Raw genomic sequence first — 17028 nt, forward strand, 5'->3', positions numbered from 1 at the left:
AGATGTTGCACGGTGAGATTGCATGGATCACAGGGGCCAGTCGCGGGATTGGCAAGGCCATTGCCTTGGCGCTGGCCAAAGAAGGCGCGACCGTCATCGGTACGGCAACCTCCGAGGGCGGTGCGCAGGCGATTAGCGCCTACCTGCAAGAGGCCGGTGCCAGCGGCTGTGGCATGGTGCTTGATGTGGCGCAGCCCGAGGCGATTGAAGCGGTCAATAAACAGATCGCCGAACAGTGGGGCAGTGTGAGCATTCTGGTCAACAACGCCGGAATCACCCGCGATAATTTGCTGATGCGCATGAAAGACGAGGAATGGGACAGCATCATTGCAACTAACCTCACCAGCGTATATCGCATGAGCAAAACCGTCTTGCGCGCCATGACCAAGGCGCGGCGCGGACGCATCATCAACATCGGCTCGGTGGTCGGTTCCACGGGAAATCCTGGACAGGCCAATTATGCCGCCGCCAAGGCCGGGCTGCTGGGTTTTACCAAATCGCTGGCGCGGGAAGTCGGCTCGCGGGGCATCACCGTCAATGCGATTGCGCCCGGCTTTATTGAAACTGACATGACCCGCGACCTGCCCGAGGCACAAAAACAGGCCCTGCAATCACAAATCCCGCTGGCCCGTCTGGGTCAACCCGAGGAAATTGCGGCGGCGGTGGTGTTTTTGGCTTCACCGGGCGCGGCGTACATCACCGGCGAAACCTTGCATATCAATGGTGGGATGTACATGCCTTAAAGCCTTTTCCAGCGCCGTCAGGCCGGGCTTGAAGGCGCTGTGCTTCACGGTACAAGGGATGCGGGGGCGCGGGCTAAACGCCATAATCCCTGCACCGGAACCGTAAAAGGCTTGTCATGGCATAAAAATCAAAGTACATTTTGCGCTCTTTATGCACACGGCTGCATCATGTCGCATATTGGCCACTTCCGTATGCCACGGCGTATGGAAATACCAAGCAAACCTTCAGCTTTCAGGCTGTTTTTTTAATACTAAGGGGACATCATTCACCATGAGTACCGTTGAAGAACGCGTCAAGAAGATTGTTGTTGAACAGCTCGGCGTTAAAGAGGAAGAAGTCAACAACAGCTCATCGTTTGTCGATGATCTTGGCGCTGATTCTCTAGACACTGTTGAGTTGGTCATGGCGCTGGAAGAAGAGTTTGAAACCGAAATTCCAGACGAGGAAGCCGAAAAGATCACCACCGTACAGCAGGCGATTGATTACATCAACGCCCATCAGCAAGCATCCTGATGGACGCATAATGGCAGGGCAATTTGCCACTGGCCACCGTTAGCGCTGGCGTCCTTGAGCCGGAGCCCGACACGGCTCCGCTCAGCTTCTGGATGCAAGCGGCGATAACATCATCGCAAATAAAATTAAGGCGCTGGCCTTGGCACTCACGCCAGGACAACACCAGCCCGGATAACGCAGCATTGCCCAAGCCCGCATTCCGACGCTTTGGGTTGCTGATAAAACGGTATTTCATTCGGCGTGCAGCCATGCGCCGCACTCATTCAGAATATAAAGCTTTCGTCCCGGGACGCGGACGTGCTTTTAAAGCGGTAGATCAGTTCATTATTTAGGGGGCAAGAGCTTGTCAAATCGGCGTGTAGTGGTAACAGGACTCGGCATTGTTTCGCCGGTAGGGTCCACAGTCAAATCGGCATGGGAAGATATCACCGCAGGCAAAAGCGGTATTCGCCCGATTGAAGTCTTTGATGCCAGCGATATGCCAGTGCGTATTTCCGGCCCGGTCAAAGATTTTAACGCCGATGATTACGTCTCGCCCAAAGATCAGCGCAAGATGGACACCTTTGTCTATTATGGGATTGCCGCCGGCCTGCAGGCGCTCCGCGATGGCAAGCTTGAGGTGAGCGAGGCAAATGCAGAACGCATCGGAGTCGCCATTGGCTCGGGTATCGGCGGCCTGCCTTATATTGAAAAAAGCTATGGGGCTTACCTCAAAGGCGGCGCCCGCAAGATTTCCCCCTTCTTTGTCCCCAGCGCCATCATCAACATGGTCGCGGGCAATCTTTCCATCATGTGCGGCCTGAAAGGCCCTAACATCTCCATCGTTTCTGCCTGCGCCACCGGCACCCACAACATCGGCGATGCCGCCCGTATGATCAAATACGGCGATGTGGATGTCATGCTGGCGGGCGGTGCGGAAATGGCCACCACCCCTCTGGGCATTGGTGGCTTTGCTGCCGCCCGCGCCTTATCCACGCGCAATGACGATCCCGAACGCGCCAGCCGCCCCTGGGACAAAGACCGTGACGGCTTTGTGCTCGGCGATGGAGCCGGGGTCTTGATGCTGGAAGAATACGAACACGCCCGCGCCCGTGGTGCCGAGATTTACTGCGAGCTGGCAGGTTTTGGCTGGAACAGCGACGCTTACCACATGACCCAGCCCTCTGAAGGGGGCGAGGGTGCGGCCTCCTGTATGTTGATGGCCTTGCGGGATGCGGGTCTCAACCCCGATCAAGTGGATTACATCAACGCTCACGGCACCTCTACCCCCGCCGGTGACAAAGCCGAGACCCAGGCCGTCAAACGTGCTTTGGGAGATCATGCCAAACGCGTGGCCGTCAGCTCCACCAAATCCATGACCGGTCACCTGCTCGGCGCTGCTGGTGGCATTGAGGCCGTATTCTGCGTACTGGCCATCAAGCATGGCCTGATTCCGCCGACCATCAACCTGGATACCCCGGATCCAGAATGTGATCTCGACTATGTCCCCAATATCGCCCGTGAGCAAGCCATCAACGTGGCCATCTCAAACTCCTTTGGCTTTGGCGGCACCAACGGCACCTTAGTCTTTCGCGCCATCTGAGCGTCTCGCCGCAAAACGCAAAGCGACGGCCCAAAGCCGTCGCTGTTTGTCCAAACCACGCTGTTCAAACAAGAAAGGCGCAGGCCTGATCGTCCTGCGCCTTTCGCCCCACGCTCAATCAATCAATCGTAATCACATCCAGATTGGCCTCAACCGTCTTGGCACCAATTCCCCGCACTTTCGTCAAATCATATACCGAGGCAAACGGCCCATTTTCCTCACGATAAGTGACAATCGCGGTAGCCTTTGCCGGACCAACCCCCTTCATCACCTGCGCAATCGTCTGCGCATCTGCCGTGTTAATGTCTACGGCCTCTGTCTGTACAGCTTGTGCCCAAACCGCAGTAGACAGCGCCAGCCCCACAACAAACAACACGATGCTTAGGTAGTGTTTCATACCAAACTGCCCTCCGTTTATAAATCCGTTAAAAAATCCGTGGCGGAATCAATGTGATCACTGCCCTGGCGCACCATTTAATCCATTTAAAAACAATCAACTAAACCGCGCCCAGACACAGCTTCACACTCGCTATATTACCAAGCTGCAAATCAAAATCAAGCCGCTTAAATTGATTTTAAGCAATTAGCTTGCAATTATCCGTCTTGCGCGAAAAACCCGCCGTTCAGGGCGGGCGCGGAAGCCCCCACTTGCGGGGACTGGCAGGCGCCGCTACACTGCCAACGTTCTCTGAAGCTACGGCAGGGTATGCCGAAAGTCACGCTGGCTGAGAGGAAGCACGAATCCGCCGAGGAAATGTTCGTCGATCATGGATAGCTCTCCGCAGGAATCCCTGTGATCGCAGGAAGTGATGGTGAACCATCTGAACAACGTAGCGTACTCAAATGACCTGCTCCTAAAAACCTAAGCAAAGTTGCTTATGCGATTTTTAGGCACTTCGCTCTCCGTTGATAACACCCTTGCGGGCGAGCAACTGGAGTCCTGGTTGAGCAGTCCCAACCGAATGGCCGGTCAACACCGGCAACATGGGCGGTTTCAGCCGTCGAAACCCAGCTTGCGCCATAAAAGTGGCCTCGGCGTTCATCCTGAACAGAGAACAACTTTGCGATTCGACTTCGACCCCGACCATAGAACGCGAAACCTTCGCGTTTGTAGATAACCTATCTACAATGGAGAATTCTGATAAACAATGAAGAAAAAATCAAGAACTGTTTTTTGCTCCCAGCATCCAACACGCTCACCACCGTCGTTTTCTTCATTGCTCCCCTCAACAGCAATTCCCGCCGCACTCTATCTCATTGAGGTCAATACCAGCGGCACGCCAAGTTTTACGTTCATCACCGATAAACTTTTACAGATGCTCGATCTGAGCCGTGAGCAGGTGCTTGCGGATGCGATGAGCGTCTTTGGGCGCGTGCATCCCGACGACTCTCCGGCGTTTTGGGCGCTCAGTCAGCAGCTCTTCACCACGCCGCGCCCCTTGTTTTGGGAAGGACGCATGGTGGTGCGTGAGGCCACGCACTGGTGGCGTATTGAATCGCTGCCGCAGCCACTGCCCGAGGGCGGTACGCGCTGGGAAGGGGTGGTAACCGACATCACCGCCATCAAGGATGCCGAAGCAGCGCGTACCGCCAGTGAGGCGCGCTTTCAACGCTTGCTGCAGTTTTCCCCGGTGCCGCTGGGCAGTCTCGATCCATCCCATCGCACGCGCTTTTATAACGCCGCCTTCACTGAAACCTTCGGCTATACCGCCGCCGACTTGCCTGATTTGGAACGCTGGTGCGAACTCGCCTATCCCGACCCGAACTATCGCCGCTGGCTGATCCAGGGCTGGGAGATTGCGCTCTCAGCACTGGCGGCTGGCGATGCCAGCCACATACCCTTTCGGGCCACAGTGACCTGCAAGAACGGCAAACAAAAAGTCGTCGATATTTATCATAAAGAATTCGAGGACGGCTGCCTGGGCGCCTTCATCGACATCACCGAACATCAACGCAAGCAGCGGCACGAGCGCGAACTGCAAGCGATTTTACGCGATGTGATGAACGCAGAACCGCTGGCGGCGATTGCCCTGCGTATCGTCCGCGCCGCCGAGACGATGCTTCCCAACCGTTTGTGTTCCTTGCTTCTGGTCGATCAGGAGCAGCACTGCCTGCGCCAATGGATCGCACCGAGTCTGCCCTGCTTTTACAATGCCGCCCTCGACGGTTTGGCGATCTTTGATGGCAATGGCTCCTGTGGCACGGCGGCCAAACGCGGCGAGCGGGTGATCAGCAAGGATTTGCGCACCGATCCGGCCTGGAAAGCCTATCGCGGGCTCACCGAGCGCGCGGGTCTGCGGGCCTGTTGGTCAGAGCCTGTGACCAATAAGGCCGGTCAGGTATTGGCCACCTTTGCACTCTATGCCCGCCAGCCGAGTGTGCCCACAGGGCAGGAAATCGCACAGATCAGCGTCATCGTCAACCTGATGGGACTGGCCATCGAGCACGATCAGGTGCGTGAAGCCCTGGCGCAGCGCACCGCCTGCGAAGTCGCCGTGCGCGACATCTCGCGGCTGTTTTTGGCACTTCACCACAGCGGTCTTGATGCTGCCATTGACAACGCCTTGGTACGCATCGGCACCTGTGTCGCCGCACATCGCTGCTACCTGTTTCTGATGGACGAGGGCGGCTTGACCATGAGCTGCACCCACGAATGGTGTTCACCGGGCACCCGCCCGCAGATTGATGAGTTGCAGGCGCTGCCGGTGAATCACTATCCGTGGTTGCCCGAAATTGCCCAGAGTCGCCAAGCCGCCTGGATCACCCAGGATGACATCAGTCAGCTCTCGCCCGAGGAACAACAAATCATCTACGATGGCGAGATCCAGTCGATGCTGGCGATGCCGCTGTTTCAGACCGAGCAGATGTGCGGCATTCTCGGACTTGACAATATCCGCACCGCCAAACGCTGGAACGAATTTGAGCTAGGACTGTTGCGGCTGGTGGCTGACATGATCAGCGCAGCGCTGGAGCGGGATCGGCTGCATCAGGCGCTGCATGAGCAGGCCTATCGGGATACACTGACTGGACTTGCCAACCGGCGGGCCTTTGATGAGCGGCTACACACCGAGATCGAACGCGCCCGCCGCTACAGCAAAGTGTTTTCCTTGTTGCTGTTTGATATCGACCATTTCAAAGCCGTCAACGACACCCACGGCCATGCCGTGGGCGATCAGGTATTGCAAACACTCGCCAAGGTCATCACCCCCCGGCTGCGCCAAACCGATTGCCTCGCACGTTGGGGCGGCGAGGAATTTGGCTTACTGCTTCCAGAGACCGATGCCAACGGCGCGATGCAACTGGCCGAACAGTTGCGCCACGGCATCGCTGCCGCCCCCTTTCCCTGCGTCGAACAGCTGACCGTGAGCATCGGCATCACCGCGTTCACCCCCGACGATAGCATCGACCGCCTGTTTCGACGCGTCGACCAGGCGCTGTATCTCGCCAAAGAACAAGGACGAAATCGCTGCGCGTTAAACATTTCATACCAGCCCTGATCCAGTATCGAACGGTTCAATCCTGATTTCGCCCGGACATTGCGTCCCGGCTAGCTGAGCATACCCGCTGCCGACGTTGGCATGTTTTTCACCTGCAAGTCCTCAATGACGACCATAGCGTGATTCGCAACGATGATCGCTTCCAGTCCAAGGCGTGGTGACCATCGCGTGGGGATTCCTAGGAGCGCACAGCGCCAGCTGTGCATGAAGTGGCGGCAGCTTCCAGCCGCCGCCACGTCAAAAACTCCCCTCCTTTTTAAAGGAGGGGTGGCGCGTAGCGCCGGGGTGGTTTATGAGTGGTTTTAACCTTTATCGAGTACAACGGCAGCATCGGTTCCCGAAAAGCCGGGTTGGTTATGGGTGATTTTGACCCCCTCCCCGCCTGCGGCGGGGAAGTCCCCCTTGATTGAGGGAGCGTTTTTAACGCGCAGTGCGATATCATCTTGATGCCGCATAAGAAAGCGAAACCTGGAAGGTATCGCCACAGCGAACGCAAGATGCGTCCGCTACGGCTCGCGACGGCTGGAAGCCGCCGCCGCGTCCTCAAGAATTTCAAGGTAATTCGTCATGATCGAGCAAAAAAGCGCATTATCCTAACGGTGGATGCTCTTATGTCAACAGAACCTAAGAGTGCCGCACTCAAAAGCGCGGCACTCTGCTGCTTAAATGAACGTCCCCGCCCCAAGGGGCGGGGTATTTCGTTGTGCTCGCATGCTTCGCGGCTCGACGTCACTCAATCGGGCTTTTCAGACGCGATCCTTTGCTTCGCCGCAAGCGGCGGGGAATATGACCCTGAGAGATTTAATCAACCTTCATTTCAAAATAAATCAAATTTCTTTTTATTTCAACCCTATCAGATTTATTAAAAGAAAGCTGACTTCCTAGCAATCTACCAAAAAAACGCACCACGCTATTAAATGGGTCTGGAGGAAATTTACTTTCATGATTAAATTGAAAAGTTATTTTTTGAAAGCCATTTGTATCTCTAAAAGTGCCAGAGCCGTTTCTTTTTATTGCTCTATCGCTGGTTGAACTGATTGTCTTAATAATATTTTCATTGTCAACAAGATAACGCTGAAGGATTGGTTCGGCGCCCATGTATCCTTGATTATATTCAGAATTTTCTGTAAACATATTGGCTCTATCTAAAAATAGACTCCACTGGGTTAGCGTTTTATTGTGATGCGGCAACATATGAAAAGTATTCTCATTTACCTCTGCATCGAATTTTATGCTTGAATTTGCGATTTTGTTTTTCACAAAAAAGCTTACAGCGCCATTAGAAGATGAGGAGCTATTTATAAAATCACACCCAGATTTATAAAACTTTAAATTAAAAGCAGATTGGATGAAATTCCTATTTGTTAAAGGATCTGGAAGATTTAGCCATGTTGAATTCTCATCAAAGCATTGATTTACAGTTTGATGGAGTATGCCTGGTAAAGAGTTTGGTACATTGCGATTGTCTTCGTAAAATCTAGGAATTTCCCTAGCGACTACGACTGTATGACCAAACAATATGTCAGTGTCTACTTCTTTTTTAATTTCTATTGTTCTAGGGTTGTTTACATAAGGATATAAGTTTGAATATGTGAGCTTACCATAATCATAATTAAATTCTTTGAATGATTCTTGGTTATTTCGAATAAGAATATCCATGGAAGGAATCTTGAATTTTGTTACCAAAATCTGATTAGTACTTGCATCCATTTCCCATTTATTATCTTCAATCCAGCGCCATCCGATATAACGATCGCTATAGCCACTAGGAATTGGGGCAGTATATGATCTTACGTTCTCGTTATTTAGTCTTAAATAACTAATATCGCCTCTATTATCTAGCCTAGACCGTCCATTCCAGTTTTTAATAGGATCTGTAATGCCGGAAGGTGAATTTCCAACAGGGAGCATTCCAACATACCTATAAAAACTTGTCGGATCACCAATAACACGAACAACTAAAACAGCGTCATATTTTTCTGGATTAAAAGCTTTAGCTAAAGAATCTGCCGATCTAAACACAGCATGAATGCTATCCGGAAACATTGGTTTTTCGCCACCCACTATTATTGTACGTGTATCCGCAGTAGCAACCACTAAGCGCTCTACTTGCATCAAAAATGTATCAACTTGCGCATTAATATTATTTTTAACGCTAGTTAAAAATTGACTAGCTAGATTGTTTAGATTATTTTCAAAGTTAAAACTAGCACTATTTAAATTAGGATTCCAATTTAAAGCATTAGACTGAACAATTATTGCCTTAATACTAAGATCCATTGCTTCTAAAAAACGGGAATTCAAAAGAGAATAAGCATTAGCTAATGCTAAATTTTTATCTTTGCTTGCGCTTATTTCAATACTCAATGCTTGTGTTAAGTAATCGAATGCGTTTCCACTTTTATTAGTATATATATGGGAAACATAAGCATTTAATTTTGCTGGAATGTCTCTTGATTTCCAGTATTCTATATAAAATTGAATGTCATCAGGTCCTAATGCAGTACCTTGCCAATTTAATAAAGTAATTAATTCATCGTAACTCGTTTCAATATCTGACTTTGCTCTATCTGCATGACCAAAATATGTAGTAGCTTGACCGCGAAGGCGGTTTGCTTCATTTTGGGTGAAAAGTCTCTCATCAAGATATTTAATACTATCCTTGATTTCGGTAATACTTGTATTCATTTCATACAAAGTATTACGTATCTTCGAAAGCTCGATTGCTATTTTTTCGTCCGCAGTTGGAAACCCTAAAGCATTAGATAGATGTGCAAATGCTACTTGGCTACCTGCTCCTAAAACAGCGAGTGCCCCGGATTTGAAACCTGCACCTAAAAGATTTATTGCGTCGTCTGTTCCCAAGTGCGCTTTGCGTGGCAACAGGATCTCAGCAATCACCTGATCAAATTTTAATGAAACGGTATGCTCATCGAAAAACAACTGACGGGAGTAATATCGATCAACTGAGCGCGTATCGGATAAATCAATACTCGCTGGCATATTAAAGTAGCGCTGGATGGCACGCTGTGTTTGGGCAGCATCGGCACCTGTTGCTTGTTGATAACGATCGGCAAGCGTCGTGAATACATTGATTTCAATGGATTTTGCGCATTGATCTGCAGATTGTGCAAACGCGGCGAGTGTCTCAGCCGATAGGGATGTGGAAAAGGTTTCGGAGATACGCCCCCGAGTAAAATCTACCTCGATGCGCAAGGGGTTTAGATGGGATAGATCAAGCAGGTGTAGCGGAATGACCCAAGCTCCGGTGGCGTCGGTCATTGCCATCTGGGGATAGGTTGCAGTATCGGTCACCAGCCGAACCTCGCCATAACGGATAGGCAATATGGAGGCCAGTTTGACCGTGCCTTGCAAGGCTTTAATACCAGATGCCGGTAATACCGCTTGTGAGACCAACCAGCCCTCTAAACCACGATGACGCGCAATTTCCTGCGTGAGCATAGTAAATCCTAACGCGTCATGCGTGTGACTGAACGCAAAATATTCAGCCCATTGCGCAAAGGGATCAAGACAGTCTGTGCAATCACAAAGACGGCTATTGGCTGCATAGCGTGCCTCAGACAGGGCATAACCGTGGTGTGTGATCAAATGCTCAGTCAAGGTGCTAAACGGCGTAACATGACACACCGCCTGCTGATTTTGCGGATCGCATACAGCCGTTAGCGCACGGTCAAAGCCACTGTCTTCAACCACAACATGGTAATTACCTGGCGCAGAAACCGGATAACGATAAAAGCCATTTGCATCGGTCATCACCGTAGCAAGCAAGCGGCTATCCTCGTCGTAAATAGCGACACGCGTTGCTACCAAAGGCTGCGTACCTACAGCATAGCCTTCGAGGGCATGCGGTCTGATCACATGAAAATCACCCGTTGCGCCAACTCTAAAATAAGCCTCCGAGCGCCCTTCATTGTTAAGCGGAACGGATAATATTCTTTGCGTTCCAGAGTAAATAATCAGTTCCTGACCATCGTGCTGATAAAAATAGTCTTGACCTGGATATAACTGGAAACGCAGCTGATTGACCAATGAAGGTGCAATTTCAGTAATTTTTGCGGCGGCGTTCTCTAAAATAATCAGAGTGTTTGCATAGTCATGTCCGGGTAAGGCATAAATAGACTGTGCGTTATTGACAACCCATCTATCTTGATCCGGGTCAAGATAAATGACCTCTGATGCTGTGCTTGCATGGATACCCAATATTAAAAAGAGCATCAAAGCAAGAAATCGTGCATATCGCGCTGTGTTCATAGCTGCCTCATAAAATAAATTTAGATGCCATTAAATCCAATAAAATGACTATCGCTCAAGTTTTCTGACGCATTCATAACCCCCGCAAGAGTGACCATCTTTACAGATGAATCAATTATTCCATCATTAGTGCTATCTGCCACAATAAACAAAGTGCTGTTTTCGGCGTCACTCATTAACAAATAAAAATAATCTCCTGGATTAACATTCGCAAATTGATTGGCTACGGCTAATGCGCTTTCAACAGATAATTCAGCTTGGGATGTCTGTAATACCGCTAATCCCGTGTTTTCATTTAACGTCCCTCCTACATCAACAACCTGATAAACGCTTCCATTACCTCTTAATTCGTCTTGAGCAATAAGGCGCCAAGACCAAAAATCCCATGCATTGAATAAAATCTCTAACTGATTGTCCCCTTGTAAAAAATCCGTTATAACACTATCCTCTCCATGATTGGCATTAAATTTAAAAACATCATTGCCTTCACCGCCAGTCAGAATGCTTTTTCCGAGTCCGGCATAAATAGACTGGCTTCCTTCGCCGGTAATTATCTCGATATCTTTGTGAGTGTCCCTTGCCCACACACGTTTAACCAAATCATTTAAATGACTTAAATCGATTACTCCCTCAAAATTAAAATCGAAATTTATTGCTCTAATGTTTAGCAAGTCAATGTTTTGAGGGAACACCGTGTCTGCATTGACTCCAGAAATATCAATAAATCCTTTTGATTCAGTGTTATATAAACTAGGATTTTCAAGCTGAATGGCGTGTATAGACAAAAGCTGTTCAGCATGTGTCACAGGAAAAATTACTTCTGATGTAATCTCATCTGCATAAATATTAATAGCAACGTTAGACAAATCAATGCGCCTATCGGCATTACCCAGAATATCAATATAACTATTTTCTCCCTGTATTTCCAAACCATGGGCTTGATCAGGTCTCAGCTCAATCCCAAGGTATTCGTACCAATCCTCTGTGACAACATACCCATTAAAGCTGCTTGGATAAATCACACCTTCGACAAATAAGGCACGATCCAGGCTTAAATGAGAATTAATTTTAGATAAATCAATGAGCTTAGTCGCATATCCTTCTAATTCAATTCTACCTGCACCACTAACCTCAAGTCCATCGGCCTGATCTGGATGCATAAACCAGTAAAATTCGTAATACTCATCATCATCTTCATCATAATAGCCATTTTTATCTGGCAAAATAAACCCTTCTGCAAAAGAGGCCCCGAGCATATTGATATCGGTTTTTATTTTACTCAAATCAGCAAAGCTATTGCTCTCTCCGTCCAGTCTGATTGCGGCAGACCAATGCGTACTATCCACAGCAATGCCACTCATGTCATCAGGCGATGCAACCAGGTCAAAATTTAAGCCAAACAAACTTATTTTTTCCAGGGGATGCGCACTAAAATCGAATCGATAATCTTTTTCATCTGCAATACCGGGGTATGTTAGTATTGCAGTAGAGCTTAAAGACTCATCGCTCCATTGTAATTTAATTTGAGCATGATTAAATGATTCATTATTTATTTTCAGTATGCCAGGCTCAACCAGCTCAAACAATGGGTTAGTTTCTATTGCGCTTTCAAGCAGTGACCCAGTTAATTCAAAAGTTTGTGGATTCACTTGTATTTGGCTGTATTCTGTTTCGCCCACTCTAATCCATGAGCTCATTCCGTCTTTATCTACAGGCAGCGTTACAACAATTTCTTCAAATGCGTTTTTTACTTCAATGCGCCCTGTATCAGAATTAAATGAATACTGATAAATTCCTTCAGAAGATAGCGTTATCTTTGCTATACGTGCGATTGCGCTTGACATTTCCACGCGCGCAGAGGGGCCGCCCAAAGTAATCTCTAAATCATGGTAGTTTTCCATGGGGATAGGATGCAAAAAAACATACTCATTATCTGGGATAATGATGTGCTTTACGATACCTGGAACATAAAATTGATTTTTCATTGATTTATGCGAGACAATATCCAGCATGAGTTCACTGAATATTATCATCTCCTTGTTTTTAAAGTTAAAAAAACCTTTGACCTGCTTTAAATTAATTCTAAGCCATGCTATCCTTTTTTTTTGTTTTTCTCAAGTGTTTGTTCTTTAATTTATTGATTTAAATCAACGAATTGAAGCTAAATAACTAAGAATAAGTATTGCTATTTTGCACGCAGATGTATAAATAAAATAAATTATTCAAAGAGCAGATCGTTTTACTCCAAACCGTCGTGAACCCTGCAAAACCGCTACCTCATGCACAGTGGCGGCATCATCTTGATGTCGCACAAAGCGACGGCTGCCTGCCGCGACGCACCTGCCTGCGCCGCGTGCGTCGCGGCAGGCAGGCGCGGTGCGGGCAGGGAAGCCGCCGCCACGTCAAAAACTCCCCTCCTTTTCAAGGAGGGGTGGCGCGTAGCGCCGGGGTGGTTTATGAGTGGTTTTAACCCCCTCCCCGCCTGCGGCGGGACTCCCCCTTAGCAGGGGGAGAGTTTTGGGCGTGTGGCAGGGGAAGGAGCGGAGCGCCGAGTTGTACTCGGCAAGGTTTTAAATCCGGGTACTTGGTTGCCCAGCTGCCGAGTACAACTCGGCGCTCCCGGCGGGGTGATTTTCAACCCAAAGCGCGTTGTATGAGTTCTTTTTGCTGGCGGACGTGGACGTCAAAATAGCCCACTGCCGGGGAGGCGGAGGCGGGGCGGGCGATGTGTTGCAGGTAGCGCCGTTCGCCGAGCAGGGCGCGGATGTGGTGCTGGCTGGCGTACCAGGCGCCTTGGTTGAGCGGTTCTTCCTGGACCCAGATGAATTCCTGGGCGTTGGGGTAGCGGGCGAGGATGGCGGTCATTTCTTCGTCGGGGAAGGGGTAGATTTGTTCTAAGCGGATGATGGCTATCTGGCTGAGTTCTTCAAGCCGGCGCGCTTCGAGCAGGTCGTAGTAAATTTTGCCGGCGCAGATGAGGATTCGCGTGACGGCTTCGGGGGCAAGCGGGTCGATTTCATCGAGTACGTTGTGAAAACGCCCTTCGCTGAGGTCTTCCAGGCGACTGGTGGCCAGTTTGTGACGCAGCAGGCTTTTGGGGGTCATGACGATCAGGGGTTTGCGATAGGGGCGGCGCATTTGCCGACGCAGCAGGTGAAAAATTTGCGCCGGGGTGCTGGGGACGCAGACTTGCATGTTGTGCTGTGCGGAGAGTTGTAAAAAGCGTTCCAGCCGTGCCGAGGAGTGTTCTGGGCCTTGGCCTTCGTAGCCGTGTGGCAGCAGTAATACCAGTCCGCACAGTCGCCCCCATTTTTGTTCGCCGGAGCTGATGAATTGGTCAATGACGACTTGGGCGCCGTTGGCAAAATCGCCAAATTGTGCTTCCCAGATGACCAGGGTGTCCGGGGCGGCGGTGGCGTAGCCGTATTCAAAGGCCAGCACGGCTTCTTCCGAGAGCAGTGAGTCAATCACCAGAAAGGGGGTGTCTGCGCTGAGTTCGCGCAGCGGCACATAGCGGCGCTCGTCTTTTTGATTGAACAGTACCGCATGGCGGTGAAAGAAGGTGCCACGGCCACTGTCTTGTCCGGACAGGCGCACCGGGTAGCCTTCGCTAAGCAGGGTGGCGTAGGCCATGGTTTCGCCAAAGCCCCAGTCCAGCGGGAGTGAACCGGCGGCCATTTTGTGGCGGTCGTCCATGATTTTGGCAACACGGGGGTGCAGCTCGAAGCCTTCCGGCAGTTGGCGCAGTTGTTTCCACAGTGTTTGCAGGGTGCTTAAAGGGACGCAGGTGTCGGTGGGTTCTTGCCAGGGTATGCCGATAAAGCTGCGCCAGTTCACGGCCTGCGGGTTTTTCTTTTCCGGTTCGCGCAAAAGATGCGGCACCATGTTCTCGCCGGCTTCGAGTTGCGCCCGGCAGGCTTTTTCCAGCGCGCCCGGTTCATGTTCTTCCAGCACGCCGAGTTCGACCAGGCGCTGGGCGTATAGGGCGCGGGTGGTCGGCAGGGCTTTGATGCGTTGGTACATCAGGGGCTGGGTGGCGTTGGGTTCGTCTACCTCGTTATGGCCGTGGCGGCGATAGCAGACCAGGTCAATGACCACGTCCTTTTTGAAGGTCATGCGGTATTCCAGCGCAATGCGAGTGGCAAAGACAACCATCTCCGGGTGATCGGCATTGACGTGCAGAATCGGCACATTGGCCATTTTGGCCACATCGGTGCAGTAATAGGTGGAGCGGGCATCCTTGAGGGTGCTGGTGGTAAAGCCGATCTGGTTGTTGATGACGATATGCACGGTGCCTTTGGTGGAAAAGCCTCGGGTTTGTGACATGTTGAGAGTTTCCATGATCACGCCTTGCCCGGCAAAGGCGGCATCGCCGTGCAACAGCACCGGCAGGACGTGATCGCCTTCGCGGTCATCGCCCCGCTCCTGACGGGCGCGGGCGGAGCCTTCCACCACCGGGCCGACGATTTCCAGGTGTGAGGGGTTGAAGGCCAGCGCCAGATGTACCGGTCCGCCGGGGGTGTGCATATCGGAGGAAAAGCCCATGTGGTATTTGACATCGCCGGTGCCTTCGCTGGCCTGATGAATGCCTTCAAATTCCTGAAACAGTTCCTGGGGCGATTTGCCCAGAATATTGACCAGGACGTTAAGCCGTCCCCGGTGAGCCATGCCGATAACCAGCTCGCGCACGCCCTGGGTGCCGGCCTGCTGGATCAGCGCATCGAGCATGGGAATCAGGCTTTCGCCGCCTTCCAGCGAGAAGCGTTTTTGCCCCACATAGCGGCTGTGCAGATAGCGCTCCAGCCCTTCGGCGGCGGTCAGGCGTTCGAGAATGTAGCGCTGTTGTGTGGCTTCAAAGTGTGGCCGCCCGCGCACCGTTTCCAGGCGTTGCTGTAACCAGCGCCGCTCGGTGGTTTCGATCAGGTGCATGTACTCCACCCCCAGATGGCCGCTGTAGGTATCGCGCAAAATGCCTAGAATCTGGCGCAAGGTGGCGTTATCCGGGCAGTACAGCGTACCGGGATTAAAGCGGATGTCCAGATCGTCTTCGCTGAGCTGGTGATGAGCCAGACTCAGCTCCGGCAACGGTTCGCTGTGCAAAAGCCCCAGCGGGTCAAGCTGCGCATGGCGATGGCCCAGCAGGCGGTAGGTGGTGATCAGTTGCAGGACGTGAACCTGTTTGCGTTCTTGCTCCAGACGCCCCAAGGGCATTCGATAAGGCCCGTGATGTTCGGCCATGCGGCGAAACTGTTCGCGGACCTGGCTATGCTGGGCGGCGCTTTTGTCGCGTTCATCCAGCACCCATTGATCAAAATAGCCGCGCCAGCGCTCGGGCACACTGTGAGGGTCTTGCAGATATTGCTCAAACAGCTGCTCAAGGTAGGCCGCATTGCTGGCGTTAAGGTGGGAACTTGCCCATTGGGCTTGCATATCGGTGTGTGCGGTCGGCCGGTTCATCGCGTTGTCTGCTAAAAGTAGAAATTATCCTTGGGATCGGGACGGGTCTTGAACCAGCGAAAACTCCACAGGTAGTGCTCGGGGTGTTGGCGGATCAGCTGTTCAAGGGCTGCGTTCATGCGCTGCGCATCGGCAAGCTTATCACCTGTGGGGAAGTCTTGCAGCGGGGGCGATATCCAGACATGGTACTGATCGTGTTCGGTGTCATAGGTGGTGATGCAGGGCAGCACCGCAGCACCAGTCATGGATGCCAGGCCGCCTAGGGCGCTCAGGGTGGCCTTGGGGATGCCGAAAAACGGGGCAAAAACGGCGTGGCGCGGGCCTAAATCCTCATCCGGCAGATAATAAAATACTCCGGCAGCACGCAACCGGCGCACCACCGGACGCAAGCCCTGCGCACGACTGAAGATCTGCGCACCATAGCGGGTGCGGCTGCGGTGATTGATCCATTCCGCGACGGGGTTTTTCAGGGGCTTGGCCATGGAGCAGCCCTGCCCCAGTACCCGCCCTAATTCCAGCCCGGCAAAATCCAGTGCGGCGGTGTGTGCCGCCAGCAAAATCACCGGCTGCGCGGCCTGCTGACAGCGCTGCAGATGCTCCAGGCCATGAATCTGCAGGGGTGGGGTAGGGGGATGAGTGCCGCGAAACCATAGCCGGGGATAATCCAGCAAACAGTGTGCGCTACCGCGCAGATGGCGTTTTAACAGCTGAAGGCGGGCGGTTTCATCCAGCTCAGGAAAGCACAGCCGCAGATTAACCAAAGCAATCTGGCGGCGCCGCTGGCCCGTATGCCACAGCATAGCGGCCACCGGCACGGCCAGCAGACGCAGCACCCGGCGCGGCAACAGGCTCAGCACCGCTAATAGGCCCAGGCCTAACCAGCTGGGCCAATGACGCGGATGCAGCAGCGCGGCTGTGAAGGGAGCCTGATAGGCCGCGCCATGCTCTGGGGAATCACGCATT

General features: G+C 51.7%; 9 protein-coding genes. 4 read left to right on the forward strand and 5 right to left on the reverse strand.

The window, feature by feature from the left end; translation table 11 throughout:
* Positions 1-2 precede the first annotated feature (2 nt).
* The 3 genes from fabG (at position 3) to fabF (ending at position 2839) form a co-directional block, all read left to right on the forward strand.
* Positions 3-743 carry a 3-oxoacyl-ACP reductase FabG gene (fabG, locus tag THISIDRAFT_RS07560; RefSeq protein WP_006787187.1) on the forward strand — a complete coding sequence of 247 codons (741 nt, stop codon included), beginning with the start codon at positions 3-5 and terminating at the stop codon, positions 741-743.
* 271 nt (positions 744-1014) lie between these two features.
* Entirely contained in the window at positions 1015-1257 is a 243-nt protein-coding gene (acpP, locus tag THISIDRAFT_RS07565; RefSeq protein WP_006787189.1) for an acyl carrier protein, read from the forward strand.
* A gap of 343 nt (positions 1258-1600) precedes the next feature.
* Entirely contained in the window at positions 1601-2839 is a 1239-nt protein-coding gene (fabF, locus tag THISIDRAFT_RS07570; protein ID WP_006787191.1) for a beta-ketoacyl-ACP synthase II, read from the forward strand.
* 118 nt (positions 2840-2957) lie between these two features.
* Here fabF and THISIDRAFT_RS07575 read toward each other — a convergent pair whose 3' ends face one another.
* A complete protein-coding gene (locus tag THISIDRAFT_RS07575) occupies positions 2958-3236 on the reverse strand; it encodes a ComEA family DNA-binding protein (RefSeq protein WP_006787192.1) in 279 nt (92 codons plus the stop codon).
* A gap of 751 nt (positions 3237-3987) precedes the next feature.
* Here THISIDRAFT_RS07575 and THISIDRAFT_RS07580 point away from each other — a divergent pair.
* A complete protein-coding gene (locus THISIDRAFT_RS07580; protein WP_006787193.1) occupies positions 3988-6336 on the forward strand; it encodes a diguanylate cyclase in 2349 nt (782 codons plus the stop codon).
* Between the two features lie 801 nt (positions 6337-7137).
* Here THISIDRAFT_RS07580 and THISIDRAFT_RS07585 read toward each other — a convergent pair.
* The 4 genes from THISIDRAFT_RS07585 to THISIDRAFT_RS07600 all read right to left on the reverse strand — a co-directional run bounded on the left by THISIDRAFT_RS07585 (position 7138) and on the right by THISIDRAFT_RS07600 (position 17027).
* Positions 7138-10608 carry a carboxypeptidase-like regulatory domain-containing protein gene (locus THISIDRAFT_RS07585; protein ID WP_006787195.1) on the reverse strand — a complete coding sequence of 1157 codons (3471 nt, stop codon included), beginning with the start codon at positions 10606-10608 and terminating at the stop codon, positions 7138-7140.
* 20 nt (positions 10609-10628) lie between these two features.
* Positions 10629-12620: a calcium-binding protein gene (locus THISIDRAFT_RS07590; RefSeq protein ID WP_139063998.1), complete on the reverse strand. Its 1992-nt coding sequence runs from the start codon at positions 12618-12620 to the stop codon at positions 10629-10631.
* Between the two features lie 622 nt (positions 12621-13242).
* Positions 13243-16065, reverse strand: coding sequence for a 2-oxoglutarate dehydrogenase E1 component (locus THISIDRAFT_RS07595; RefSeq protein ID WP_006787197.1), 2823 nt, complete (start codon positions 16063-16065; stop codon positions 13243-13245).
* 11 nt (positions 16066-16076) lie between these two features.
* On the reverse strand, positions 16077-17027 hold the full coding sequence (locus THISIDRAFT_RS07600) for an LpxL/LpxP family acyltransferase (protein ID WP_006787198.1): 951 nt from the start codon (positions 17025-17027) through the stop codon (positions 16077-16079).
* Position 17028: the final 1 nt, after the last annotated feature.

It is taken from the genome of Thiorhodospira sibirica ATCC 700588, from assembly GCF_000227725.2.
Classification (GTDB): Bacteria; Pseudomonadota; Gammaproteobacteria; order Ectothiorhodospirales; family Ectothiorhodospiraceae; genus Thiorhodospira; species Thiorhodospira sibirica.

Bases quoted from the DNA above. Each gene is read 5' to 3' on its own strand.
- fabG (WP_006787187.1), top strand. From the start codon at position 3: ATGTTGCACGGTGAGATTGCATGGATCACAGGGGCCAGTCGCGGGATT.
- acpP (WP_006787189.1), top strand. From the start codon at position 1,015: ATGAGTACCGTTGAAGAACGCGTCAAGAAGATTGTTGTTGAACAGCTC.
- THISIDRAFT_RS07580 (WP_006787193.1), top strand. From the start codon at position 3,988: ATGAAGAAAAAATCAAGAACTGTTTTTTGCTCCCAGCATCCAACACGC.
- THISIDRAFT_RS07575 (WP_006787192.1), bottom strand. From the start codon at position 3,236: ATGAAACACTACCTAAGCATCGTGTTGTTTGTTGTGGGGCTGGCGCTG.
- THISIDRAFT_RS07600 (WP_006787198.1), bottom strand. From the start codon at position 17,027: ATGCGTGATTCCCCAGAGCATGGCGCGGCCTATCAGGCTCCCTTCACA.
- THISIDRAFT_RS07595 (WP_006787197.1), bottom strand. From the start codon at position 16,065: ATGAACCGGCCGACCGCACACACCGATATGCAAGCCCAATGGGCAAGT.
- THISIDRAFT_RS07590 (WP_139063998.1), bottom strand. From the start codon at position 12,620: ATGCTGGATATTGTCTCGCATAAATCAATGAAAAATCAATTTTATGTT.
- THISIDRAFT_RS07585 (WP_006787195.1), bottom strand. From the start codon at position 10,608: ATGAACACAGCGCGATATGCACGATTTCTTGCTTTGATGCTCTTTTTA.